21 protein-coding genes are annotated in these 24,653 nt (G+C 67.6%); 14 read left to right on the top strand and 7 right to left on the bottom strand.

What is annotated here, in order from left to right:
* Positions 1-301: 301 nt before the first annotated feature.
* Positions 302-610 carry an I78 family peptidase inhibitor gene (locus ACYX7E_RS05575; protein ID WP_462079581.1) on the top strand — a complete coding sequence of 103 codons (309 nt, stop codon included), beginning with the start codon at positions 302-304 and terminating at the stop codon, positions 608-610.
* 178 nt (positions 611-788) lie between these two features.
* Here the strand turns inward: ACYX7E_RS05575 and asnB are convergent, their stop codons facing one another.
* From asnB to ACYX7E_RS05610, 7 genes are all read right to left on the bottom strand, one after another.
* Positions 789-2,495, bottom strand: a complete 1,707-nt coding sequence (gene asnB, locus ACYX7E_RS05580; RefSeq protein WP_462079582.1) for an asparagine synthase B — start codon at positions 2,493-2,495, stop codon at positions 789-791.
* Between the two features lie 388 nt (positions 2,496-2,883).
* The gene (dapE, locus tag ACYX7E_RS05585) at positions 2,884-4,011 is read right to left on the bottom strand and encodes a succinyl-diaminopimelate desuccinylase (protein ID WP_462079583.1); all 1,128 of its coding nucleotides are present in this window, start codon (positions 4,009-4,011) and stop codon (positions 2,884-2,886) included.
* Between the two features lie 148 nt (positions 4,012-4,159).
* Positions 4,160-4,519, bottom strand: coding sequence for a Spx/MgsR family RNA polymerase-binding regulatory protein (locus ACYX7E_RS05590; RefSeq protein ID WP_462079584.1), 360 nt, complete (start codon positions 4,517-4,519; stop codon positions 4,160-4,162).
* A gap of 95 nt (positions 4,520-4,614) precedes the next feature.
* Entirely contained in the window at positions 4,615-5,460 is an 846-nt protein-coding gene (gene dapD, locus ACYX7E_RS05595; protein ID WP_462079585.1) for a 2,3,4,5-tetrahydropyridine-2,6-dicarboxylate N-succinyltransferase, read from the bottom strand.
* A complete protein-coding gene (gene glnD / locus ACYX7E_RS05600) occupies positions 5,457-8,081 on the bottom strand; it encodes a [protein-PII] uridylyltransferase (RefSeq protein ID WP_462079586.1) in 2,625 nt (874 codons plus the stop codon). Before glnD ends, dapD begins: the two co-directional genes overlap by 4 nt.
* Positions 8,078-8,854 (bottom strand): type I methionyl aminopeptidase, encoded by a 777-nt coding sequence (gene map / locus ACYX7E_RS05605; protein ID WP_462079587.1) that lies wholly within the window; start codon positions 8,852-8,854, stop codon positions 8,078-8,080. Before map ends, glnD begins: the two co-directional genes overlap by 4 nt.
* Positions 8,855-9,039: 185 nt before the next feature.
* Entirely contained in the window at positions 9,040-9,270 is a 231-nt protein-coding gene (locus ACYX7E_RS05610) for a hypothetical protein (protein WP_462079588.1), read from the bottom strand.
* On the opposite strand from ACYX7E_RS05610, the gene ACYX7E_RS05615 reads away from it, so the two are divergent.
* The 13 genes from ACYX7E_RS05615 (at position 9,254) to bamA (ending at position 24,652) form a co-directional block, all read left to right on the top strand.
* A complete protein-coding gene (locus ACYX7E_RS05615; protein ID WP_462079589.1) occupies positions 9,254-9,652 on the top strand; it encodes a Csu type fimbrial protein in 399 nt (132 codons plus the stop codon). The genes ACYX7E_RS05610 and ACYX7E_RS05615 overlap by 17 nt on opposite strands.
* A 59-nt stretch (positions 9,653-9,711) precedes the next feature.
* Entirely contained in the window at positions 9,712-10,416 is a 705-nt protein-coding gene (locus ACYX7E_RS05620; RefSeq protein ID WP_462079590.1) for a fimbrial biogenesis chaperone, read from the top strand.
* The gene (locus ACYX7E_RS05625; protein WP_462079591.1) at positions 10,394-12,826 is read left to right on the top strand and encodes a fimbria/pilus outer membrane usher protein; all 2,433 of its coding nucleotides are present in this window, start codon (positions 10,394-10,396) and stop codon (positions 12,824-12,826) included. Before ACYX7E_RS05620 ends, ACYX7E_RS05625 begins: the two co-directional genes overlap by 23 nt.
* Positions 12,823-13,857 carry a Csu type fimbrial protein gene (locus tag ACYX7E_RS05630; protein WP_462079592.1) on the top strand — a complete coding sequence of 345 codons (1,035 nt, stop codon included), beginning with the start codon at positions 12,823-12,825 and terminating at the stop codon, positions 13,855-13,857. The genes ACYX7E_RS05625 and ACYX7E_RS05630 overlap by 4 nt, the downstream gene beginning before the upstream one ends.
* A gap of 392 nt (positions 13,858-14,249) precedes the next feature.
* Positions 14,250-15,071 carry a 30S ribosomal protein S2 gene (rpsB, locus tag ACYX7E_RS05635; RefSeq protein WP_462079593.1) on the top strand — a complete coding sequence of 274 codons (822 nt, stop codon included), beginning with the start codon at positions 14,250-14,252 and terminating at the stop codon, positions 15,069-15,071.
* Between the two features lie 138 nt (positions 15,072-15,209).
* Positions 15,210-16,085: a translation elongation factor Ts gene (gene tsf, locus ACYX7E_RS05640; protein WP_462079594.1), complete on the top strand. Its 876-nt coding sequence runs from the start codon at positions 15,210-15,212 to the stop codon at positions 16,083-16,085.
* 263 nt (positions 16,086-16,348) lie between these two features.
* Positions 16,349-17,071, top strand: coding sequence for a UMP kinase (gene pyrH, locus ACYX7E_RS05645; protein WP_462079595.1), 723 nt, complete (start codon positions 16,349-16,351; stop codon positions 17,069-17,071).
* A gap of 145 nt (positions 17,072-17,216) precedes the next feature.
* Complete coding sequence (frr, locus tag ACYX7E_RS05650) at positions 17,217-17,774, top strand: ribosome recycling factor (RefSeq protein ID WP_462079596.1); 558 nt, start codon at positions 17,217-17,219, stop codon at positions 17,772-17,774.
* A gap of 91 nt (positions 17,775-17,865) precedes the next feature.
* A complete protein-coding gene (gene uppS, locus ACYX7E_RS05655) occupies positions 17,866-18,684 on the top strand; it encodes a polyprenyl diphosphate synthase (RefSeq protein WP_462079597.1) in 819 nt (272 codons plus the stop codon).
* On the top strand, positions 18,681-19,526 hold the full coding sequence (locus ACYX7E_RS05660) for a phosphatidate cytidylyltransferase (RefSeq protein ID WP_462079598.1): 846 nt from the start codon (positions 18,681-18,683) through the stop codon (positions 19,524-19,526). Before uppS ends, ACYX7E_RS05660 begins: the two co-directional genes overlap by 4 nt.
* A complete protein-coding gene (gene dxr, locus ACYX7E_RS05665; protein ID WP_462079599.1) occupies positions 19,526-20,698 on the top strand; it encodes a 1-deoxy-D-xylulose-5-phosphate reductoisomerase in 1,173 nt (390 codons plus the stop codon). The genes ACYX7E_RS05660 and dxr overlap by 1 nt, the downstream gene beginning before the upstream one ends.
* A 25-nt stretch (positions 20,699-20,723) precedes the next feature.
* Positions 20,724-22,085, top strand: coding sequence for an RIP metalloprotease RseP (rseP, locus tag ACYX7E_RS05670; protein ID WP_462079600.1), 1,362 nt, complete (start codon positions 20,724-20,726; stop codon positions 22,083-22,085).
* A gap of 65 nt (positions 22,086-22,150) precedes the next feature.
* Positions 22,151-24,652: an outer membrane protein assembly factor BamA gene (gene bamA / locus ACYX7E_RS05675; RefSeq protein ID WP_462079601.1), complete on the top strand. Its 2,502-nt coding sequence runs from the start codon at positions 22,151-22,153 to the stop codon at positions 24,650-24,652.
* Position 24,653: the final 1 nt, after the last annotated feature.

A 24,653-nucleotide genomic window follows, 5' to 3' on the forward strand; every position in this document is an offset into this window, starting at 1 on the left:
TGTCATTTTTGAACATCGTCGATGCTGCTTAGCAGCATGTCCGGACACGCATCGAACCGCACCATCGCCGGACGTCGCCGCCGGAAAAAGCAATGCCCCAGGAGAACCGGCCAAGCGGTCTGCCGGACGTTCGATGCGACCGGCTCGCAACGGCATCATGACCGAGGCGGACGGCGGACTTGGCGCCGCCATGACGCACGTGTCGACATGTCCGCGAACGCGTCCTGGCGAACACAAGGACGCGTCGATCAGGGCCATCGATCGGGCGCACAATGGGCCTCACATCCCGCCGGAGCCCGCCATGTCACTCGCCCGCCTGATCGTCGTCACCACCCTGACCCTCGCCGCCGGCTGCTCGTCGCTGCAACCGCCGCCTGGCGCACCCGACGAACGCGCCGCCGCGTCGGGCACTTGCCATGCCGACAAGGTGCAATGGGCCATCGGCGAGCAGGCCACGCAGGACGTCACCGCACGCGTCTGGCGCGAAAGCCATGCCGGCCTGATCCGTCCGATCGCGCCCAACCAGCCGGTGACGCGCGACTATCGCCAGGACCGCATCAACATCGACATCGATGCCGGCAACGTCATCCGCAAGGCCTGGTGCGGCTGAGCGGACGTCATGCGCGTGGCGGGTCTGGACCCGCCCTGCCCCAACCTTCCGCATCCGACCGCACCCGATATGCCGGCAACACGCGACGCTCGTAGGGCGCGTCTCGACCCGCGAACCTCCGCCATGGCGACCGCTGTACCGGTCGCCGGTCGAAGACCTGCCCCACACGTATCCCGCGTCAGGCGAGCGCCTGCTCGTGGACGCCGGCGATGGCGCGGCCCGAAGGATCGGCGGCGGCGGCGAAGCTCGCGTCCCACGCAATCGCCGCGGGCGACGAGCATGCGATCGACTTGCCGCCCGGCACGGTCTCGGCCGCAGCCACGGTCGGGAAGTGCAGCTCGAACAGCGTGCGGTAGTAATAGGCTTCCTTGGTCTGCGGCGGGTTGACCGGGAAGCGCTTGTCCGCGGCGGCCAGCTCACGATCGCTGACTTGCGCCTCGGCATGCGCCTTGAGGCCATCGATCCAGCCATAGCCGACGCCGTCGCTGAACTGTTCCTTCTGGCGCCACAGGATCGAATCGGGCAGGTAGCCTTCGAAGGCTTCGCGCAGGATCGACTTCTCGATGCGCCTGCTGCCGTCGGCACGCGTGCCGATCATCTTGTGCAGGGCGTCCATCTTCATCGCGACGTCGAGGAACTCCACGTCCAGGAAAGGCACGCGCGGCTCAACGCCCCAGGCCATCATCGACTTGTTGGCGCGCAGGCAGTCGTAGTTGTTCAAGGCGTCGAGCTTGCGCACCAGCTCCTCATGGAACTCGCGCGCGTTGGGCGCCTTGTGGAAGTACAGGTAACCGCCGAAGATCTCGTCGCTGCCCTCGCCGGACAGCACCATCTTGACGCCCATCGCCTTGATCCGGCGCGCGAGCAGGAACATCGGCGTCGATGCGCGGATCGTGGTGACGTCATAGGTCTCGACGTGCTTGATGACCTCGGGCAGCGCGTCCAGGCCTTCCTCGAAGGTGTACTCGAAACCGTGGTGCACGGTGCCGAGCGCTTCGCCGGCGACCTCCGCGGCGGCCAGGTCGGGCGAGCCCTTCAGGCCGATCGCGAACGAATGCAGGCGCGGCCACCAGGCTTCGGTGGTGTCGTTGTCCTCGACGCGATGGCGGGCGTAGCGCGCGGCGACCGCAGCGACCAGCGACGAGTCCAGGCCACCCGACAGCAGCACGCCGTAGGGCACGTCGGTCATCAGCTGGCGATGCACGGCACGCTCGAAGGCTTCGCGCAGTTCCTGCCTGGCCACTTCGACACCCTGCACGGCGTCATAGTCGCGCCAGGCCTTGTGGTAGTACCGGGTCAGCACGCCGGTCGCGCTGTCGTACCAATGGCCCGGCGGGAACTGGGCGACATCGGCGCAGCTGTCGACCAGCGATTTCATTTCCGAGGCCACGCGCAGGCGGCCCTCGCGGTCATGGCCCCAGTACAGCGGCACCACGCCGATCGGATCGCGCGCGATGATTGTGCGGCGCTTGGCCTTGTCCCACAGCGCGAACGCGAAGATGCCGTTGATACGGTTCAGGAAATCGGCCGGCGCCTGCGGATCGGCCTCGCTCTGGCGATACAGCGCGTTGATGACCTCGCAATCCGATCCGGTCAGGAACACGTAGGGTGCCGACAGTTCCGCCTTCAGTTCGCGGTGGTTGTAGATCTCGCCGTTGACCGCCAGCACCAGTTCGCCATCGTCGGACTTTAGCGGCTGCGAACCGCCGGCGGGATCGACGATCGCCAGGCGCTCATGGACGAGGATCGCGCCGTCGTCGGCATAGACGCCGCTCCAGTCGGGGCCACGATGGCGCTGACGCTGCGAATGCTCCAGCGCCTGCCGGCGCAGCACCGCGATGTCGTCGCCTGCCTGCAGGCCGAAAATGCCAAGGATCGAACACATGGGGGAAATCTCCTGGATGGGAACCGGATGCCTGGGAGGGCAGCGGGTGAATGAAGAACGGTCGGGATGGAGCGCATTGGCGTGGAAAAACGGAAGCAACAAAAAACCCGCGCCAGGCGCGGGTTTCGGGGTTCTGGGTCTAGCCTGGTTCGACTAGTCCTGGACACCTTCCCGCGACAAGCGCACACGGTTATTCGAACCGCGATTGCGGTTGGAGTTTCCGTTGGGATTGCGGCGGGCGTTGGTGGACAGGATCGACATGGATGCGACGCTAACCCGGTTTCGCGGACTTGGCAAGGAAAATCCGCCGCCAGCGTGGACAGGGATTGGTTTCACCTGAAAGCGCAGGTGAAACCACCTGACCGATGCCCTGCCCGGCGCTGCGATGTCAGCGCAGCAGGCGTTCGATCAGCCGCAGGTACAGCACCGGCAGGGCTTCAAGGGCATCAACGCGGATGTTCTCGTCGACCTGGTGGATGCTGGCATTGACCGGACCGATCTCGACGCATTGCGCGCCCAGTGGCGCGATGAAGCGGGCATCGGACGTGCCGCCGCCGGTGCTTTCTTCCGGCGCATGTCCCGCGAACGCGGCCAGCACGTCGCGCGACGCCGCGCGCAACTCGCCTTCGGGCGTGTAGAACGGTTCGCCGCTGCGATGCCAGTGCAGTCTGTAGTCCAACCCATGGCGATCGAGGATCGCCTCGCATTCCGCTTCCAGCCGCGGGGCATCCCAATGCGGGTTGTAGCGCAGGTTGAACAGCACCCGCAGGTCGCCAGGGATGACATTACTGGCGCCGGTGCCCGACTGCAGGTTGCTGATCTGCAGGCTGGTCGGCGGGAACTGCTCGTAACCCTGGTCCCATGCGCGCGCGGTCAGTTCGGCCAGGGCCGGCGCTGCCTGGTGGATGGGGTTGCGCGCCTTTTCCGGATACGCCACATGGCCCTGGATGCCCTTGACGACCAGGGTCGCCGACAGGCTGCCGCGCCTGCCGACGCGCAGCAGGTCGCCGAGCACCGCCGTCGACGACGGCTCGCCGGTGATGCACCAGTCGATGCGCTGGCCGCGCTCGCGGAATGTCGCCGCGACGCGACGCACGCCATCGATCGCATCGCCTTCTTCGTCCGAGGTCAGCAGCAGCGCGAGGGTGCCGGGGTGGTCGGGATGCGCAGCGACGAACTGCTCGAGCGCGACCACGAACGCGGCGACGCTGCCCTTCATGTCGGCGGCGCCGCGCCCGTACAGCACGCCGTCGCGTACCTGCGGCGAGTACGGATCGCTGGTCCAGTCGTCGACCGGTCCCGAGGGCACCACGTCGGTATGACCCAGCAACACCAGCACCGGCCCGCCCGTGCCATGGGTCGCCCACAGGTTGTCGACTTCTCCGTGGCGCAGGGATTCGATCGCAAAGCCCGCGCGACGCAGGCGCGCTGCAAGCAGGGCCTGGCAGCCGGCATCGTCGGGCGTTACCGAGGGGCGTGAAATCAGTTCGCAGGTCAGCGCGAGGACATCGCTCATGGCAGGCTCGCTATCGGTGGATGCTTCGGGTGTGTCGAACGCAAGGTGACAGCATGGCCTCGACGACCCGTGTGTCGATGACTTGCATGTGGGGGGCTTGCACGCGGGTGGCATGCGCACTTCACCGCGCATGCCGCGGCTCGCGCCGTCAGCCCACGTCGAAGCGCTTCTTGAATCCGTTGTCGGTGAACCCCTGCGTCAGCTCGCCGTCCTCGGTCACCACCACGGGCCGGCGGACCAGCTGCGGCTGTTCACGCAGCAGCAGCTTCCACTCGGCTTCCGAGCCGGGCTGCTTGCGGTTGTCGGGCAACTGCCGCCAGGTCGTGGATGACTTGTTGATCAGCGCGTCCCAGCCGCCGGCTTTCAGCGCCCACGCCGTCAACGCCTCGGGCGCCTGGCGATGCTCGCGGTAGTCGACGAACTCGTACTTGATGCCGAAGCGGTCCAGCCATTTCAGCGCCTTGCGGCAGGTATCGCAGTTCTTCAGCCCGTAGATCTTGGTCGTCATCGCAGCACGCATCCATCCATCGAATCACGCAAGGGAACATGTGTCGGGACCTGCGCCGCCCTCGCGGGCAACGCAGGCCGCCGTCCGTCTGAACCTCAGTCGGCCAGGCCGCGCAGCAGCTCGTTGACCGAGGTCTTGCTGCGCGTCTTCTCGTCGACCTGCTTGACGATGACCGCGCAGTACAGCGAGTGCGAACCGTCGGCGGCGGGCAGCGAGCCCGAGACCACGACACTGCCCGGCGGCACGTAGCCGTAGGACACTTCGCGCGTCGCGCGGTTGTAGATGCGGGTGCTCTGGCCCAGGAACACGCCCATGCCGATGACGCTGTGATGGCCGACCACAACACCCTCGACGACCTCCGAGCGCGCACCGACAAAGCAGTGGTCCTCGATGATCGTCGGCGAGGCCTGCAGTGGCTCGAGCACACCGCCGATGCCGACGCCGCCCGACAGGTGGCAGTGCTTGCCGATCTGCGCGCAGCTGCCGACCGTGGCCCACGTGTCGACCATCGTGCCCTCTCCGACATGCGCGCCGATGTTGACGAAGCTCGGCATCAGCACAACATCGCGGCCGAAGTAGGTGCCGCGGCGGGCGACGGCGCCCGGCACCACGCGGACGCCGGCGGCGCGGAACGCGGCTTCGTCATACCCGGCGAAGCGCGACTCCACCTTGTCCCAGAACGGCGCCGGCTGCGCGTCGACGACGGCCATGTCGTTGACGCGAAAGTACAGCAGGACCGCCTTCTTCAGCCATTCGTTGACGCGCCAGCCGCCAACGCCGTCGGGCTCGGCCACGCGCAGGTCGCCGCTCTCCAGTCCGGAGATTGCACGCAGCACCGCAGGACGGGCCTGGGCGGCATCCAGTCCGGCGCGCTGCTCCCACGCGGTCTCGATGTCCTGGCGGAGCACGTCGGTGGCGGCATTGGGGGGCGTTGCGGTCATTGCGTGGGGTCTCCGTCGATGATGGCGTACAGGGCGTCATGCAAGGCCTGCCGCCGTGGTTCTTCAAGATTGCGGTTGTGTTCGTCGCTGATCCGGAACACGTCCTCGGCGCGTGCGCCGAAGGTCGCGATGCGCGCTTCGTGCACGCGGATGCCCTGCTCGCGCAGCACATGCGAGACGTCGGCCAGCAGCCCCGGGCGATCGGTGCAGACCAGGCTCATGATCGTGCGCCGGCCGTCGGCGCTGCCGTCGAAGCCGATCTCGGGGCTGGTGCGGAAATGCCGCAGGTGTCGTGGCTGGCTGCGACGCGCGGGACGCACGTCCAGCGAACCCGACAGCACGGTCGCCAGCTTGCGCTCGATCGCCAGCAGGTCCGGCGCCTGCCGGCGGTCGTTGGGCAGGACCTGGAAGGTATCGAAGATCGTCGCCTGCGGGCCGTCGAGCGCGCGCGCCTGCAGGATTTCCAGGCCAAGGCGATCGAGCGTGATGACGATGGCTGCGAACAAGCCGTCGCGATCTGGCGAATGCACGAAAACGTCGAGCGCATCGTTGGCACCGGCCAGTCGCCGGACCCTGACCACGACTTCGCCGCGATCGGTCCCGTGCAGGGCCAGGGCCTGCCACGCGATCAGGTCGGGACGCGCACGCAGGAAGGTCTCGTCGGGGATCCGCGCGAACAGCGCGTCGATGTCGATGTCGCGTTCGTCCTCGAGCAGCTCGCGCACCCGCTCGCGGTTGCTGGCGATACGCTCGAAGGCGGCCACCGGGTTCTCGAGCCCGCGCCGCAGCGCGAAACGCGTCGCGATCCGCAGGTCCGACAGCAGGCGGTCCTTCCATGCGTTCCACAGCTTGGGCGAGGTGCCGGCGATATCGGCGCAGGTCAGCAGGTACAGATAGTCCAGGCGCTCGCGGTCGGCCACCAGGGTCGCGAAGCGATGGATCACGCCGGGATCGGAGATGTCCTGCTTCTGCGCGGTCGTCGACATCAGCAGGTGCTTGAGCACCAGCCATTCCACCAGTGCAGTATCAGCCACCGACAGGCCATGCGCCTCGCAGAACTCACGCGCATCCACGGCGCCGAGTTCGGAATGGTCGCCACCACGGCCCTTGGCGATGTCATGGAACAGGCCGGTCACCAGCAGCAGTTCGGGCTTGGGCAGCAACGGCCAGACGTCCTGCGCCATCGAGAAGCGCTCGTCGCGCTCGGGCGATGCGAACGAGGCCATGTTGCGCAGGACCGCCAGCGTGTGCTGATCGACGGTATAGACATGGAACAGGTCGAACTGCATGCGCCCGGACACCTGCGCGAACGCGGGGATCCAGCGCCCGAGCACGCCGGTACGCGCCATGCGTTCCAGCGTCAGCACCGGCGATGGCCCGCGCAGCAGATCCATGAACGCGTCGCGCAGTTCCTGGCTGGCATTGGTGTACGACGGCAACGCATGCAGCGACTCGGCCAGCGCGCGCGCGGTATGCGAATGCAGGCGCCGGACCTGTGGCTGGTCGGCCCAGCGCGCGAACATCTCGAAGACCCGGCCGATGTCGCCGCCCGGCCAGAAGTCATCGCGCGCCAGCAGGTAGCCGCGCTTGATCGCGAATTCCGAGTCCAGCGGCTGGACCTCGGCCTCGCCTTCGAGATGCTCCTCGAAGCGTTGCAGCAGGCGATCGTTGATGCGCAACACCATCGCCGCGCTGCGATAGAACTGCTGCATCATCTGCTCGACCGCCAGGTTGTCGGCATCGCCCGAGTGCCCGAGGCGGGCGGCCAGCGATTTCTGGAAATCGAAACGCAGGCGTTCTTCGGCCTTGCCGGCGACCAAGTGCAGGCCGAAACGCAGCTTGCACAACACCCGGTGCTCGCGTTCGAGCGTCGCATACTCGTCGATGCCGATCTGGCCGATCGCGATCAGCGATTCCAGGTCGCGGGTGCCGAACATCCGCATCGACATCCAGCGCAGCGTCTGGATGTCGCGCAGCCCACCCGGGCCGCCCTTGATGCTGGGCTCGAGGTTGTCGGCGGTATCGCCGTAGCGCGCGTGCCGGTTCTGCTGCTCTTCGCGCTTGGCGAGGAAGTATGCATGCGGCGGCCAGACCTTGTCGATCGCACTGGCCTCGGCCAGCGCGGCGATCGTGCCGCCGTCGGCGACCAGCGGGCGCGATTCCATCAGCGCGGTCATGACGGTGATGTCGTCGCCGGCAGCCTGCGTGCATTCGGCCAGCGTGCGCACCGAGTGGCCGATCGGCAGGCCGACGTCCCACAGCAGTGCGAACAGGCGGCCGAGCGCGTCGGCGTTGCGCTCCTTGCTGCCCTCGCCGGCCAGCACCAGCAGGTCGATGTCCGAATGCGGGTAGAGCTCGCCGCGGCCGTAGCCGCCGATCGCGAACAGCGCCATGTCGGCGCTCGCCGGGATGCAGCGGGCCCAGGCCTGGCGGACGCAGTTGTCAACCGCCACCGCGCGGATCATCAGCAGGCGGCTGGGATCGTCCTCGGCATCGAAGCGCTGGGCCAGCATCACGGCATTGGCGGCCAGCGCCGCGGACGCCCTGCTCACCCAGGTGGCGTCGTCGACCTCATCCGTGCGGCCAGTCGCGTCCTGTGTCCCCGCCGCGGGCGCCGTCACAGGTCGTTGTCGTCCCCGGGCAACCGGGTCAGGATGTCTACGCCATCGGCGGTCACCGCCACCGTGTGCTCCCATTGCGCGGACAGCTTGCGGTCCTTGGTCACCACGGTCCAGCCATCAGGCAGCAGCTTGGTGTAGCGCGTGCCCTCGTTGATCATCGGTTCGATCGTGAAGGTCATGCCCGGCTTCAGCACCACGCCCTCGCCGGGGCGTCCGTAGTGCAGCACCTGCGGATCGTCGTGGTAGACCTTGCCGATGCCGTGGCCGCAGTACTCGCGGACAACGCTGAAGCGCTCGCCCTCGGCGTACTGCTGGATCGCATGGCCGACATCGCCCAGCGTGGCGCCCGGACGCACGGCGCGGATGCCGCGAAACAGCGCCTCGCGGGTCACCTCGACCAGGCGTCGTGCCATCACCGAGGGCTCGCCGACGTAGTACATGCGGCTGGTGTCGCCATGCCAGCCATCCTTGATGACGGTGACATCGATATTGATGATGTCGCCGTCCTTCAACACCTTGGCCTCGCTGGGGATGCCATGGCAGATGACGTTGTTGGCGGAAATGCAGGTGGTCTTGGGATAACCGCGATAGCCGACGTTGGCCGGAATCGCGCCCTGCACATTGACGATATGGTCGTGGCAGATGCGGTCCAGTTCCTCGGTGGTCACGCCGGGCTTCACGTGTTCGGCGACGACCTGCAGCACTTCGGCCGCGAGACGGCCGGCCACACGCATCTTCTCGATCTCGTCGGGGGTCTTCAGGGGGATGCTCATGGCCGCATTATCGCCCAAATCGACGCTGCCTGAACGGCTGACCCTGCCCGCGCGATGGTCTGCATCGGCCCATCCGAGGGCGCGAGCGCCCTGTCGCGTCGTCCGGGGGAGGCCACGAGTGATATCCATGTCTGTGACAGAGCCCTCATCAACAACGGACTCCTGTCACGGAACAGGGTCCGCATTCACGCCACAATCGATCGCAATGCAAGAGCGACGATCGGCGCCGACAGCAGCATCCCGGCGTGGTCGAAGGGGTCCACCTGCGTCGGAGAGATGTCCATGTCCTTGTCCAGCATGTCCTTGTCCAGACTGCTTGCCAGCCTTGTCCTGATCGCCGCCGCCGGGGTCGTCCAGCCAGCCTTGGCGCAATCGACCAGCACGACCTTCCAGGTCCGGATGTCGATCACCAGCACCTGCCTGTTCACCGCCCCTGGCGCGACAGACGTCGATTTCAGCGACCATCCGTCCACGGACGTCAATATCGAGGCGGCGGGCGCGCTGACCGTGCAGTGCACGTCCGGCACCGCCTACAACCTGGCGCTGGACGGCGGCCAGAACGCCGGCACCGGCGGCGTCACCGACCGCCGCATGAGTGATGGCACCAGTTTCCTGCCCTACCAGTTGTATCGCGACAGTGCACGGTCGCTGGTCTGGGGCGACACGGTGGGGACCAATACACTGGCCGGAACCGGCACGGGCGCCGCCCAGACCATTCCCGTCTTCGGCCGGGTACCGAGTGCGAATGTCCCGGCCGGCAGTTATCTCGACGTCGTCACCGCCACCGTCGTCTATTGACGATGGCCATGCGGGCCAGCCCCGTTCTCCGCATCGCGCCGTCCCTCATTGCGTCCCTGATGTTGTCGCTGCTGCTGGCGATGGGCCTGCAGCAGGAGGCAGGCGCGGCCAGCCTGCAGGTGGCGCCGACCACGATCGTCATCGATGCCCGCAAGGGCGCCGAGGGCCTGCTGTTGCAGAACAGCGGCCGCTCGCCACTGCCGGTGCAGATCCGCGTGTTCCGCTGGTGGCAGGACCACGGCGAGGACCAGATGGAAGCCAGCGATGCACTGGCGGTCAGTCCGCCGATGCTGACGCTGGCGCCCGGCGCCGAACAACTGGTCCGTATCGTCCATGTCGGCACGCCGCCCGCGCCCGGCCATGATGCGACCTACCGCGTTGTCGTCGACGAACTGCCGGTCGAGGAGGACGCGCCGCCGCGCACGGGCCTGCGCTTCGCGATGCGTTATTCGATCCCGGTCTTCGTCGTCGCCGACCCCGACAGGCGTGGCAACCCGCAGCTGTCGACCCGCATCGTCGCCGCCAACGGCGTGCCGGCCATCGAAGTCCGCAACAGCGGGGACGCGATCGCGCAGTTGGCTGACCTGGTGCATGTCGATGCCGCCGGCACGCGCACGCCCATCGCCCGCGGACTGGCGGGCTACGTGATGCCGGGACAGCAACGACGCTGGCCGCTGCCGCCGGACATCGACGCCAGCGCCGGCACCGTGCAAGCCACGCTCAACGGCGAGCCCCGGGCCCGTGCGCTGGCGCCGGATCGTTGAAGTGATGGTGGCCGGCGCGATCGCCCTGCCGGCCGCCGCCGAAGACGGGGTCACCAGTCTGTCGGCGATCCCCCGCGCGACGACGGCAACACAGGCGGCCGGCGATACGCCGCTGCATCTGGCGGTGGTCCTGAACCAGGTCCCGCACCCGCGCGTCTTGCCGTTCGTGTCGCGCGATGGCCGCCTGCTGGCCGGCCCGGACACCCTGCGCGCGCTGGGCTTCGCCGCCGCTGCCGACGCGACGGCCGGCCTGTTGCCGCTGGACGCGATCCCGGGCGTCGAAGTGCGCTTCGACAGCGCGCGGCAACATGTCGCCATCGAAGCACCCCTGTCGCAGCTGAGCCTGGACACGACCCGTGTCGGCTGGCAGCAGGACCCGATGCAGGCGCGTGCGAGCGCCAGTCCGCGTGGCGTATTGCTCAACTACGACATCTACGCCAGCCACACCGGCGACGGCACGCAGTTGACCACCGGCACCGAGCTGCGGGTCTTCGGCGTCGCCGGCGGCATCCTGCGCAATACCGCGGTGCTGCGCAGCGATCGCCTGCGTGCCGACTCGGGCGATGGTGTCGACGGCGCGCTGGCCGCCAATGGCGGGCGCTGGCGGCATGCCTCGGTGCGGCTCGACACCGACTGGCGTTTTTCGTTCCCGGAGTCGGCGGTGTCGCTGACCATCGGCGACACCCTGACCGGCTTCGTCGACTGGAGCCGACCGGTGCGCCTGGGCGGCCTGCGGGTCGGACGCGATTTCGGCCTGCAGCCCTATCGCGTGACGTCGCCGCTGCCGGTCTTCCCCGGAGAGGTCGCGTTGCCGTCCGAGGTCGAGTTGTACGTCGATGGCCTGCGCCAGTACCAGGGCAGCCTGCCGGTCGGGCCATTCGAGATGACCACCCTGCCCGGCATCAGCGGCGCGGGACATGCGCAGGTGGTCATCACCGACGCCTTCGGCCGCGTGCGCACGCTGGACTTCCCGTTCTATGCCACCCAGCGGCTTCTGGCCGAGGGCCTGAGCGACTGGTCGCTCGCGGTCGGCCGGGTGCGCGACCACTATGGCATCGATTCCTTCGCCTACTACGGCGATACCATCGCCAGCGCGACGCTGCGACGTGGCGTCAGCGACCGCATCACGCTGGAACTGCAGGCCGAAGGCGGTGGCGGCCTGCGCAACGCCGGCGTTGGCGGTGCCTGGCTGCTCGGCATGGCGGGCGTGCTGTCGGTCTCGCATGTGCGCAGCCGGATCGGCGATGCAAGCGGAGGACAAAGTGCGTTCGCCTACAACTGGCAGCCCGGCCGCCTGCACCTGTCGCTGCAGAGCCAGCGCAGCCATGGCGATTACCGCGACATCGCCGCGCTGTACGCGCCAGCTCCGCCGACGCGCACCGATCGCGCGCTGCTGGGCTTCACCGGCCGCGCCGGCAGCCTCAACCTCAGTTACCTGCGCCTGGACCGCTCCGAGCCCGACACGCTGCCGGCACGCTATGCCGGCGCCTTCTGGAACCGCAGCTTCGATAGCGGCTGGTCGGCCAACCTCAGCCTCAACCAGAACCTCGACGACCGTCGCGACCGCAGCCTGTTCGTCAGCGTATTGATCCCGTTGGCGCGCCAGCGCCAGGCCAGCATCGCCGTACAGCGCCAGCAGGCAAGCACGCAGGCGCTGCTCGATGTCTCGCAGCCGATCCCCGGCGACGGCGGTCTCGGCTGGCGGACGCAACTGCGGCTCGGCGACGCCGGCGGCGGCCTGGTCGAAGCAGGCTGGCTGCACGACCATGGCCGCCTGATGCTCGGTGCCGGCCGTTTCGACGATCTGCGCCAGGCCTATGCGCAGGCCGATGGCGCCCTCGTCTGGATGGGCGGCGGCCTGTTCCCGGCACGCCGGGTCGACGATGCCTTCGCCGTGGTCAGCACCGATGGATTCGCCAACGTGCCGGTGACGCTCGAGCACCGGATCATCGGCAGCACCGACGCGCGCGGGCACCTGCTGGTGACGCCGTTGCGCGCGTGGCAGCAGAACCGGCTGGGACTCGACCCGATGGCGCTGCCGGCCGACGTACGGGTCGATGAAGTGTCGCAATTGACCGTGCCGCAGGACCGCGCCGGCGTCAGCGTGCGGTTCCCGGTGATCCGGGTCCGGGCGGCGTTGCTGGTGCTGCACGATGCCGACGGCCAACCGCTGGCGATGGGCAGCCGGGCCGTCCTGGCGGGTACCGACGGAACGGCAGGCCAGGCCATCGTCGGCTACGACGGCATCGTCTACCTGGAAGGACTCGAAGGCCCCGGCGAGCAACGCCGGGTCCGGGTGCACATGCCCGATGGTCGCGATTGCGAGGCCGGGTTCGCGCTGCCACCGGCCGGCCATGCCGTGCCCCGGCTGGGGCCGCTGACGTGTGTATCGACGCAGGCGACGCCATGATGCGCCCGCGATGGCTGCCGACCGGCCTGCCGGTATTGATCGCCCTGTCGCTGGCATGTGGGCTGCCGGTCGCACCGGCGCAGGCCGCGACCAGTTGTACGGCCAGCACGACGCCGATGACCTTCGCCGATGTCGGCAGCACCCAGCGCGACAGCACCGCGACAGTCACGATCAGCTGTACCACCACGGGGCTGACCGCGTTGGCACAGGTGCGCGTGCGCATGTGCCTGAACCTCGACGGCGGCGGCACGGCCAGCACGCAGACCGCGCCGCGGCAGATGGCCAACGGATTCGGCGACCTGCTGGGCTTCCAGATCTACCGCGATGCCGCCCGCAGCCTGATCGCGGGCAGCCCGACCACCCCGTCGACGCCGACACCGATCCAGGTCGACCTGACCTACAGTGCTCCGCTGCTGGGGGGCAGCGGCGGTACTTCGGCCACGCTCTACGGCCGCGTCCCGGTACAGGTCGGCCTGGCCGCCGGCACCTTCCAGAACGCCTTCGACGCCACCCATGCCAGCCTGAGCTACCGCTACGCCGAAGCCCTGATCGGCACACCGGCCTACCCGGCCACCTGCACGACCGGCGGCACCAACGGCGGCACCACCGGGTTCGGCTTCACCGCGACGGCGACGGTGCTGCCGCGCTGCACGCTGTCGACCGCCACCGACCTGGACTTCGGCAACGTGCCGGGGTTCATCACCGCCGACCGCGACCAGACCTCGACGGTGACGTTCACCTGCACCGGGCGCACGCCCTGGCAGGTCGGACTCGACAATGGCCTCCACGCCAGCGGCACGAACCGGCGCATGCGGCTGGGCACCAGCAGCAACTACGTCGGTTACGAGCTGTATCGCAATGCCGGCCACAGCCAGCGCTGGGGGGCGACGCTCAACAGCGATACCGCGACCGGCACCACGGCCGGCAGCACCAGCACCCAGTCGCTGACGGTCCACGGCCGGGTGCCCGCGGGTCAGACCGCCGCGCCCGGGGCCTACCGCGACACCATCACGGTCACCGTGACGTACTGAGGCCTGACTCCCGTCACGCCTCTCGATCGCGCCTCCAATAGACAAGGTACGAAGCACGGCAGGGCCGAAGCGGCACCCGCGCCCGCCGCGCGCCTGCCATCTCGCGCATCCCGCCCACCGCCTCAGCCGGCCCGTCCGGCCGCCCCTCGCGGCCCGGCGCGTGCCCTGCTACAATCAGCGGGCTGTGCGGGGCGACCCGCCGCCGATGCCGGGCGTCACCGGCAAATACACACCTGTTGCAACATCCCGTGCCGGGGTGTCCTGCGTCCATCCGGACGGAGGATCTGGCCACGGAGCGACAGGGAGGCCCAACCCCGGAACCACGCGCCCTGCCCTGCAGCGTGCACCGCCCCAACCTCATGGGCGGCCGGTTCCCATCCAGGAGTTCCACCATGCCCCAGATCACCATGCGCCAGATGCTCGAAGCAGGCGTCCACTTCGGCCACCAGACCCGTTACTGGAACCCGAAGATGGCCCCTTACATCTTCGGCGCCCGCGGCAAGATCCACATCATCAACCTCGAGAAGACCGTTCCGCTGTTCAACGACGCGATGAACTTCATCTCGTCGATCGCACAGAAGCGCGGCATGATCCTGTTCATCGGCACCAAGCGCAGCGCGCGCGAGCCGATCAAGGAAGAAGCCGAGCGTTGCGGGATGCCGTTCATGACCCAGCGCTGGCTGGGCGGCACGCTGACCAACTTCGCCACCGTCAAGAAGTCGGTGTCGCGCCTGAAGGAACTGGAAGCGGCCGAGACCGACGGTACGTTCGAGAAGCTGGTCAAGCACGAAGTGCTGGGCCTGCGCCGCGAGCGCGACAAGCTGGAAGCCTCGCTGGGCGGCATCAAGAACATGAACCGCCTGCCCGACGCCCTGTTCGTCATCGACATCGGCCATGAAGACATCGCCATCAAGGAAGCCAAGAAGCTCGGCATCCCGGTGATCGCTGTCGTCGACTCCAACTACGACCCGGCCCTGGTCGATTACGCCATCCCGGGCAACGACGACGCCATCCGCGCCGTGCAGCTGTACGCCGGTGCCGCCGCCGACGCCGTGCTGGAAGGCAAGGCCGCCGCGCCGAGCGCCGCCAGCGTGCGCGAGGAAGAGTTCGCCGAAGGTGGCGAGAAGTCGGGTCGCGCCCCGCGCGGCAAGAAGCCCGTCGAAGGCAAGGCCGAAGAGGCCCCTGCCGCCACGGACGCTCCCGCGGCCGAGTAATCGCCGCGACACGCTGCCATGCCAACGTGCATGGCAGCGCGCTGCCAGCCCCGGGCGGGTCGTCCGCGACCCGCTGGCTGCCGGTGTCAAGACGGCGGGCCAAGGCCCGCCCTACTCCACACGAATTCAGAGGTCCCAATGGAAATCACCGCATCCCTGGTCAAGGAACTGCGCGAGCGCACCGGCGCCGGCATGATGGAGTGCAAGAAGGCACTCACCGAGAGCAAAGGCGACATCGACTCCGCGGCCGAAGCGCTGCGCAAGTCGGGCCTGGCCAAGGCCGACAAGAAGGCTGACCGCGTCGCCGCCGAAGGCCGCATCGCGCTGGCCCAGGCCGACGGCAAGGCCGTGCTGGTCGAGATCAACTCCGAGACCGACTTCGTCGCCAAGGACAGCAACTTCCTGGCCTTCACCGAGACCGTGGCGCAGGCCGCCCTCGACAGCGCGGCCGATGCCGACGCGTTGAAGGCGACCAAGCTGCCGTCCGGCGAGACCGTCGAGGAAACCCGCGCCGCCGTCATCGCCAAGGTCGGCGAGAACGTGCAGGTCCGTCGTCTGGTCCGCATCGACACCGCCAACAACATCGCCGGCTACATCCATGGCGGTCGCATCGGCGTGCTGGTCGAGCTCAAGGGCGGCAACGAAGACCTGGCGCGTGGCCTGGCCATGCATGTCGCGGCGATGAACCCGCCGTACAACAAGGCCGCCGACGTCCCAGCCGATTTCATCGCCAAGGAAAAAGAGATCGAGCTGGCCAAGATGTCCGAGAAGGACAAGGCCAAGCCGGCCGACATCTTGGAAAAGATCATCGGCGGCAAGTTGGCCAAGATCGTCAACGAAGTCAGCCTGTACGGCCAGCCCTACGTGCTCGACACCGACAAGTCGGTCGAAGCCGTGCTGAAGGCCGCTGGCGCCGAAGTCGTCGGCTTCAAGCGCCTGGCCGTCGGCGAGGGCATCGAGAAGGTGGTGGAAGACTACGCTGCCGAAGTGATGAAGCAGGCCGGCCTGGCCTGATCACCGCGCCGCGCGCGTTGCGCGGTCCGCGCGTACAAGAAACCCGCTGGCGACAGCGGGTTTTTTGTTGTCTGGCTTCCACGGTTGCCGCAGCAACCCGGATGCCGGACACCGCCTGCGCGATCGCCCCGGCGCCGCGCTGGCCAGCACGCCGGCAAGCGCGTCCCACCACCCTTCCGACGACGCGCCCCGACATGCCGTGTGATCCACGCGCGGGCGTCGCATCGGATAGAATCATCCTGTTTGCCCACCCGGAGAGTCCCATGTCCCAACTTGCCTATCGCCGCGTCCTGTTGAAACTTTCCGGCGAGGCGCTGATGGGCGACGAGGACTACGGCATCGACCCCAAGATCATCAGCCGGCTGGCGCGCGAAGTCATCGAAGCGCAGCAGGCCGGGGCCGAAGTGGGCGTGGTGGTCGGCGGCGGCAACATTTTCCGCGGCGCGGGCCTTGCGGCAGGCGGCATGGACCGGGTCACCGGCGACCAGATGGGCATGCTGGCCACCGTCATCAATGCGCTGGCGATGCAGGACGCGCTTGAGAAGCTCGGTGCCCGCGCCCGCGTGATGAGCGCGATCAAGATCAACGACGTCTGCGAGGACTACATCCGCCGACGCGCGATCCGCCACCTCGAGAAGGGCCGGATCGCGATCTTCGCCGCCGGCACCGGCAACCCGTTCTTCACCACCGACTCCGGCGCCGCCCTGCGCGCGATCGAGATCGGTGCCGACCTGCTGCTGAAGGCGACCAAGGTCGACGGCGTCTATGACGCCGACCCCAAGAAGGTCCCCGATGCCAAACGTTTCGACGAGCTGACCTATGACGAGGTGCTCTCGCGCAACCTGCAGGTCATGGATACTGCCGCGTTCGCGCTGTGCCGTGACAGCGACCTGCCACTGCGGATCTTCGACATGAGCCAGCCGGGCGTACTGCTGCGCATCCTCAAGGGCGAGCCGATCGGCACCCTGGTACGCGGCCGCCTCTGAGCATCCACGCCGCCTGCGGGCGATCCCCCCGCAGGCGACAGCCGCGCGCGCCGCACGCGGCCGGGTACGATCCCCGACACGGCCACGGCTGGCAGGTGGATTGACCTATAATCGCCCGATTCTGATTCACGATGGACTTCCGGCGATGATCAACGACATCAAGAAAGACGCGCAGGCGCGCATGGGCAAGAGCATTGACGCGCTGCGTCATACCCTGACCAGCATCCGGACCGGCCGCGCCTCCCCGGCCCTGCTGGACGGCATCAAGGTCAAGGCCTACGGCGCCGACACCCCGCTCAACCAGGTGGCCAGCATCTCGGTATCGGAAGGCCGCTCGCTGGTCATCACCCTGTTCGACAAGGGCATGATCAAGGACGTCGAGAAGGCGATCTACGCCTCCGACCTCGGCCTGACCCCGACCGTGATGGGCACCGTGATCCGCCTGAACCTGCCGCCGCTGACCGAAGAGCGCCGTCGCGACCTGACCAAGCAGGTGCTCAAGGAAGGCGAAGATGCCAAGGTCGCCGTCCGCAATGTCCGCCGCGACGCGATCCAGCAGGTCAAGGAGCTGCTGAAGGACAAGTCGATCTCCGAGGACGACGAGCGCCGTGGCGAGGACGAGATCCAGAAGATCACCGACAAGGCGATCAAGGATGTCGACGAAGTGATCAAGGCCAAGGAAGTGGAACTGATGTCGGTCTGAGGAGACCGTGCATGGGGTGTCCGGCTGGCGGTATCGAAGCCCGCACCGCGACACTTTCCTTCTGCCCGGCAGCGATGCCCACGGACTTTCCTTGAACGACTCCCCTTCTCCCAGCCCAGGTCCCGTGCCCCGCCACCTGGCGGTGATCATGGATGGCAATGGCCGCTGGGCCGCACGCCGCAAGCGTCCGCGGATGATCGGCCATCGCGCCGGTGCGCGGGCCGTCAACATCTGCATCGACTACTGCCTGGATGCCGGCATCTCGGCGCTGACGCTGTTCGCGTTCTCGAGCGAGAACTGGGGGCGTCCGGAAGAGGAAGTCGGCGCGCTGATGAAGCTGTTCCTCAACGCGCTCGAGCGCGAGGTCGGCGAACTGGAACGACGTGGCGTGCGCATCCGTTTCATCGGTGAGCGCGAACGCTTCAGCGCGACGATCCTGCAGCGCATGGCCGACGCCGAGACCCGCACCCGCCACAACAACCGCCTGCACCTGTCGATCGCGGCCAGCTATGGCGGCCGCCAGGACATCGCGCAGGCGGCACGCAGCCTGGCCGAGGACGTCGCCGCGGGACGGCTGCAGCCGCAGGACATCGACGAGGCCGCGGTGGCGTCGCGGATGGCACTGTCCGACCTGCCGGCGCCCGACCTGTTCATCCGCACTGGTGGCGACTACCGCATCAGCAACTTCCTGCTCTGGCAGCTCGCCTATACCGAGCTGTGGTTCACCGAGACGTTGTGGCCCGAACTCGATGCCGCCACACTGCAGGCCGCCATTTCGGCGTATGCCTCGCGCGAACGGCGTTTCGGATTGACCGGCGAACAGGTCGCATCCAGCAGGACCGGGCCTTCAAACCCGCCTGCCGCCCTCGCACCTGCCGTTCAACCCATCACGGGGAGCTCCACCGGATGACGAAAACCCGGGTACTTGCCGCCTTGGTCATGGCACCGCTGGCGATCGCCGCCGTGCTGCTGCTGTCCACGCCCTGGATGGTCGCCCTCAGCGCCGTGCTGTTCCTGCTGGCGTTGTGGGAATGGTTCCGCCTGGCCGAAATCGACGACACCCTGTCGCGGACGATCCTGCTGGTCGCCAACCTGCTGCTGATGGCCGCGCTGGTCTGGGCCTCGCCGGACGACTCCGGGGGCTCGCTGGTGCTGTTCAAGCTGACCGCAGTCATCGGCGTGGTCTGGTGGCTGCTGGCGATCCTGTGGCTGCGGCACAGCCGCTTCGCTTCCGACCACGATACCCATGCCCGGGTGTTCAAGCTCGCCGCGGGCACGCTCAGCGTCGTCCCGGCCTGGTGCGCGATGGCCCTGATCCATGCCGGCCAGCCCACCGGCGAGCATGGCAACCGCTGGCTGCTGGTCGCGCTGGCGATCGTTTGGGCCACCGATTCGGGCGCGTACTTCGCCGGTCGCAAGTTCGGCAAGCGCAAGCTGGCCCCGGTCATCAGTCCGAACAAGACCATCGAAGGCCTGCTTGGCGGCGTCGTCGCAGGCGTGCTGGTCGCGGTCGCCGCGGCGCCCTTGGCGGGCGCCAGCCTCGGTCAGTTGCCGCTGGTGGCGCTGGTGGCGTTGCTGACGGTGCTGTTCTCGGTGGTCGGCGACCTGTTCGAAAGCCTGCTCAAGCGGCATGCCGGGGTCAAGGATTCCGGCACCCTGATTCCGGGCCATGGCGGCGTGCTGGACCGCCTCGACAGCGTGCTGGCCGCGCTCCCGGTGTTCGCGGTCGGAAAGATCTGGCTCGGCTTCTGATGCAGCGCATCGCCGTCCTTGGTGCCACCGGCTCGATCGGTACGTCCGCACTCGACGTCATTGCCCGCCATCCGGAGACGATGCGCGCCAGTGTGGTCGCGGCAGGGTCGAATGTCGGGGCGCTGGTCGACCTTTGCGCCCGGCACCGACCGGACCACGCGGTCATCGCCGATCCGGAGCTGTTCGTCGCGCTGCGCGACGGCCTGCAGGCCGCGGGCCTGGAGACCCGGGCGCACGCAGGCTTGGCGCCGCTGTGCGCGCTGGTGGCCGACCGCTACTGCGACACCGTGGTGGCCGCGATTGTCGGGGCCGCCGGCCTGGATTCGACGCTGGCTGCCGCATCGGCCGGCAAGCGACTGCTGCTGGCCAACAAGGAATCGCTGGTGCTGGCCGGCGAGCTGCTGATGTCCACTGCGCACCGGGCCGGTGCGACGATCGTCCCGATCGACAGCGAGCACAACGCGATCTTCCAGTGCCTGCACGGGCAACCCGCCGGAGTCGAGGTGCGCAGGGTCACGCTGACCGCATCCGGCGGCCCGTTCCGCGGCTGGACCCGCGACCAGTTGCGGGACGTGACGCCGGCACAGGCCGTGGCACACCCCAAGTGGTCGATGGGACCGAAGATCTCGGTCGATTCGGCGACGCTGATGAACAAGGGGCTGGAGCTGATCGAGGCCCACCACCTGTTCTCGCTGGCCGACACCCGGCTGGCGGTGCTGGTGCATCCGCAGAGCCTGGTGCACTCGCTGGTGGAATTCGTCGACGGCTCCACCCTGGCCCAGCTCGGCCTGCCGGACATGCGCACCGCGCTGGCCGTCGGCCTGGGCTGGCCGACACGGATCGCCTCCGGCGTCGGTGGCCTGGACCTGCTGACCCAGGGGCGGCTCGACTTCGAGGCGCCCGATACCGACGCATTCCCGTGCCTGCGGCTGGCCCGCGAAGCGCTGGCGGCCGGCGGCACCGCCCCGGCAATCCTGAACGCGGCCAATGAAATCGCCGTTTCAGCGTTTCTTCAGCAGCAGATCGGTTTCCTGTCCATTGCCGCGCTGGTGGAATCCACCCTCGCGGCGTTTCCCGTCCTGCCCGCCACGTCACTGGAGATCCTGCGCGATGCCGACGCGCAGGCCAGGCGCAGCGCCATGGATGCCGTGACCTCCGGTGCCTTTCGATGAGCCAGCGCTTCGATGAGCCAGTGCGATGACTGATTTTCTGGGCTCGGTATGGTGGCTGATCGTCAGCCTCGGCATTCTCGTCACCTTCCACGAGTTCGGCCATTACTGGGTCGCGCGTCGTTGCGGGGTCAAGGTGCTGCGTTTCTCGGTAGGCTTCGGCAACGCGCTGTGGTCGCGGACCGCCCGCGACGGCACCGAATACCGGCTCGCGGCGATCCCGCTGGGCGGCTACGTGAAGATGCTCGACGAGCGCGAGGGCCACGTCGCGGCCGCCGACGTCGACCAGGCCTTCAACCGCAAGTCGGTCTGGCAGCGGATCGCGATCGTCGCCGCCGGCCCCGCGGCCAACCTGCTGCTGTGCTTCCTGCTGCTGTGGGCGATGTTTGTCATCGGCCGCCCGGACTACCAGCCGGTGGTCGGCCAGGTCGACGGCATCGCGGCCGAAGCCGGGCTGCGTCGGGGCGACAGCGTGCTGTCGGTCGGAGCGCGCGCGACCCCGACCTGGATGGAACTGCAGATGGCCCTGCTGCCTGCGGCACTGGACCATGAAGACGTGCCGCTGGCGGTCGTCGATGCCGACGGCCGCGAACGCACGGTCGTGCTGCCGTTGTCGCGCCTGCCAAAGGATTTCGACCAGCGCCGGGTGATCCAGTCGATCGGCTTGCTACCGCGGCACCTGCTGATGCCGGCCCTGGTCGGCAAGGTCATGCCCGATACCGCAGCCTGGGGCGTGCTTGCCGAAGGCGACCAGATCACCGCCATCGACGGGACCCCGATCGAGGCGTTCAACCAGATCGCCCCCGCCGTCCGGACCCTGGGCGAGCGCGGCGGCGAGGCGATGATCGAAGTCCAGCGCGACGGCGAGCGCCTGGCCCTGCCCTTCACCCCCGGCCGCTATACCGACACCGACGGCAGCACCCGCTGGATCGTTGGCGTCGAGCCCCCGGCGAACCTGGCCCTGCCGGACAAGGACGCGCTGCAGCAGTACGGCCCGGTGGCCGCGGTGCCGATGGCATTCAAGGAAATCGGACATCTGACCAGCCAGCTGGTGGGCATGGTCGGCCGGGCGTTTACCGGGCGGATCGCCATCGAGAACACCATCGCCGGCCCGATCACCATCGCGCGGGCCGCGAATGTCTATGCCAATCAGGGTGTTGCCTGGTATCTGACGATCCTGGCGATGCTGTCGCTGAGCCTGGCGATCCTGAACCTGCTGCCGATCCCGCTTTTGGACGGCGGACACCTGATGTATTACCTTATCGAGTTGGTCAAAGGCAGCCCGTTAAGCGAACGTGCGATGGTCGCCGGGCAATATGTCGGCTTGGCGTTGTTGGCTAGCTTGATGGGCCTGGCGTTCTACAACGACATCCTGCAACTGGTGCGCTGATGCCCTGCTTTAGACCCTCCCATTGCGCGTCAGGCAATGGATCGAACCACAATCCGGACTTCATGATGACGCGAACGCCTTCCCGCCGACTGCTTGCCCTCGCTCTTGCCTCGGCTATCGCCGCTCCAGTCTGGGCACAGTCGGTTGACCCCAACGCGGCCTTCGCGGTACCCGGCGGCGTGCAGGCGCCCGTCCCCGGCAGCTTCACGGTTAGCGACATCCGCATCGACGGCCTGCAGCGCATCGGCGCAGGCACGGTGTTCACCTACCTGCCGATCGAGCGTGGCGACACCGTCACCCCGACCCGCATCGGCGAAGCCATCCGGGCGCTGTACAAGACCGGCTTCTTCGAAGACATCCAGATCGGCCGCCAGGACAACATCCTGGTCGTCACCGTCTCCGAGCGCCCGGCGATCAACCGCCTGACGCTGGACGGCAACAAGGACATCAAGACCGAAGACCTGACCAAGGGCCTGACCGACATCGGCCTGGCCGAGGGCGAGACCTTCGACCGCCTTGCGCTCGACAAGGTCACCCAGGAACTGACGCGCCAGTACAACAACCGCGGCAAGTACAGCGTGGAGATCACGCCGACGGTGTCGCGCCTGGACCGCAACCGCGTCGACGTCGCGATCAAGATCAAGGAAGGCAAGGCCGCCAAGATCCGCCACGTCAACCTGGTCGGCAACGAGCTCTACGAACAGGAAGTACTGACCGATTCCTGGGAATCGCGCGAAAGCAACTGGCTCAGCTGGTACCGCCGCGACGACCAGTACTCGAAGGAAAAGCTGTCGGGCGACCTCGAGAAGCTCAACAACTACTACCTCGACCGTGGCTACATCGACTTCAGCGTCGACAGCACCCAGGTCTCGATCAGCCCCGACAAGCGCGACATGTACATCTCGGCCGGCATCACCGAAGGCGAGATCTACAAGGTCTCGTCGGTCGAACTGACCGGCGACACCGTGCTGCCGAAGGAAGACGTCGAGCGCCTGGTGCTGGTCAAGCCCGAGCAGACGTTCTCGCGCGCGTTGCTGGAACTGACGTCGGATTCGATCACGGCCACGCTCGGCAACATCGGCTATGCGTTCGCGCAGGTCAATCCGATCCCGGAAGTCAATCGCACCGACCGCACCGTCGACATCAAGCTGCAGGTCGTGCCGGGCCCGCGCGTCAACGTCCGCCGGATCGTGTTCAAGGGCAACAACCGCACATCCGACGAAGTGATGCGCCGCGAGATGCGCCAGTTCGAAGGCAGCTGGTTCTCGCAGGCCGCGATCGACCGCTCCAAGATCCGCCTGCAACGCCTGGGCTATTTCGAATCGGGCAGCGTCAATGTCGAGACCCAGCCGGTCGCCGGCAGCCACGACGAAGTCGACGTCGTCTTCAACGTCACCGAAACCACGTCGGGCAGCTTCGTGTTCGGCCTGGGTTACTCGCAGCTCAGCGGTGTGACCACGTCGATCCAGCTGTCGCAGAACAACTTCCTCGGCAGCGGCAACCGGGTCTCGGTCGAGGCGCAGCGCAACGTCTACCTGCAGCGCTACGCGTTCTCGTTCATGAATCCGTACTTCACCGAGGACGGCCTGTCGCTGGGCTACAACCTGTGGTGGCGCGAATTCGACAACTCCGAGTTCAACACCGCGCAGTACTCGTCGACGAACGCCGCGATGCAGACCGTGCTCGGCATCCCGATCACCGAAACCGACAGCATCTCGGCGCTGTTCGGCATCGACCGCAACCAGATCTACGCCTGGCGCGGCTCCTCGCCGGATTCGATCGTCGACTACATCGATGCCTTCGGTTCGCGCACCTTCCACGCCTGGCGCGCAGAACTCGCCTGGGCGCGCGATTCGCGCAACGATTACCTGCAGCCCACGCGCGGCACGATGCAGCGCGTCAGCCTGGAGGCCACGCTGCCCGGCTCGACCGCCGAGTACTTCAAGTTCAACTACGAGTTCTCCAAGTACTGGCCGATCACCCGCGCACTGGTGCTCAATACCCGTGTCGAGGTCGGCTACGGTGACAGCTATGGCGACGACGTCTTCCAGACCTTCTGCCGACCGCTGCCGACAGAGCCGCTGGATCCAACCGGCGGATCAACCAACGCAGCGACCAACGCCGGCACCAATGGCTGCGCCGACGGCTCGCAGTATGTGAAAACGCTGGTCGCGACTGGCTTGCCTTTTTACGAGAACTTCTACGCCGGCGGCGCGCGCTCGGTGCGCGGCTTCCGCGACAACACCTTGGGTCCACGAGAGTCTGCTCAAGGCAGCACCTACCTGCAACCGATCGGTGGCGCGCTGAAGACCGTCGGCTCGCTGGAGATGTTCTTCCCGCAGCTAATCAAGTCGCCGGCCGCCCGTGTCTCGGCGTTCGTCGACTTCGGCAACGTCTTCAAGAACGTCGACACCTTCGAGACCAGCGAGCTGCGCAGCTCGGCGGGTATCGCGCTGATGTGGCGCGCACCGGTCGGCCCGATCTCGATCAGCTACTCGTTCCCGATGCGCAAGAAGGACGGCGACGAACTCGAACGCCTGCAGTTCACGTTCGGCGGCGCGTTCTGAC

The organism is Luteimonas sp. RIT-PG2_3, from assembly GCF_054902115.1.

What these genes read in the sequence shown, in the direction of transcription:
- ACYX7E_RS05575 (WP_462079581.1), top strand. Translation starts at nt 302, where the DNA reads ATGTCACTCGCCCGCCTGATCGTCGTCACCACCCTGACCCTCGCCGCC.
- asnB (WP_462079582.1), bottom strand. Translation starts at nt 2,495, where the DNA reads ATGTGTTCGATCCTTGGCATTTTCGGCCTGCAGGCAGGCGACGACATC.
- dapE (WP_462079583.1), bottom strand. Translation starts at nt 4,011, where the DNA reads ATGAGCGATGTCCTCGCGCTGACCTGCGAACTGATTTCACGCCCCTCG.
- ACYX7E_RS05590 (WP_462079584.1), bottom strand. Translation starts at nt 4,519, where the DNA reads ATGACGACCAAGATCTACGGGCTGAAGAACTGCGATACCTGCCGCAAG.
- dapD (WP_462079585.1), bottom strand. Translation starts at nt 5,460, where the DNA reads ATGACCGCAACGCCCCCCAATGCCGCCACCGACGTGCTCCGCCAGGAC.
- map (WP_462079587.1), bottom strand. Translation starts at nt 8,854, where the DNA reads ATGAGCATCCCCCTGAAGACCCCCGACGAGATCGAGAAGATGCGTGTG.
- ACYX7E_RS05615 (WP_462079589.1), top strand. Translation starts at nt 9,254, where the DNA reads ATGTCGATCACCAGCACCTGCCTGTTCACCGCCCCTGGCGCGACAGAC.
- ACYX7E_RS05620 (WP_462079590.1), top strand. Translation starts at nt 9,712, where the DNA reads ATGTTGTCGCTGCTGCTGGCGATGGGCCTGCAGCAGGAGGCAGGCGCG.
- ACYX7E_RS05630 (WP_462079592.1), top strand. Translation starts at nt 12,823, where the DNA reads ATGATGCGCCCGCGATGGCTGCCGACCGGCCTGCCGGTATTGATCGCC.
- rpsB (WP_462079593.1), top strand. Translation starts at nt 14,250, where the DNA reads ATGCCCCAGATCACCATGCGCCAGATGCTCGAAGCAGGCGTCCACTTC.
- tsf (WP_462079594.1), top strand. Translation starts at nt 15,210, where the DNA reads ATGGAAATCACCGCATCCCTGGTCAAGGAACTGCGCGAGCGCACCGGC.
- pyrH (WP_462079595.1), top strand. Translation starts at nt 16,349, where the DNA reads ATGTCCCAACTTGCCTATCGCCGCGTCCTGTTGAAACTTTCCGGCGAG.
- frr (WP_462079596.1), top strand. Translation starts at nt 17,217, where the DNA reads ATGATCAACGACATCAAGAAAGACGCGCAGGCGCGCATGGGCAAGAGC.
- ACYX7E_RS05660 (WP_462079598.1), top strand. Translation starts at nt 18,681, where the DNA reads ATGACGAAAACCCGGGTACTTGCCGCCTTGGTCATGGCACCGCTGGCG.
- dxr (WP_462079599.1), top strand. Translation starts at nt 19,526, where the DNA reads ATGCAGCGCATCGCCGTCCTTGGTGCCACCGGCTCGATCGGTACGTCC.
- rseP (WP_462079600.1), top strand. Translation starts at nt 20,724, where the DNA reads ATGACTGATTTTCTGGGCTCGGTATGGTGGCTGATCGTCAGCCTCGGC.
- bamA (WP_462079601.1), top strand. Translation starts at nt 22,151, where the DNA reads ATGACGCGAACGCCTTCCCGCCGACTGCTTGCCCTCGCTCTTGCCTCG.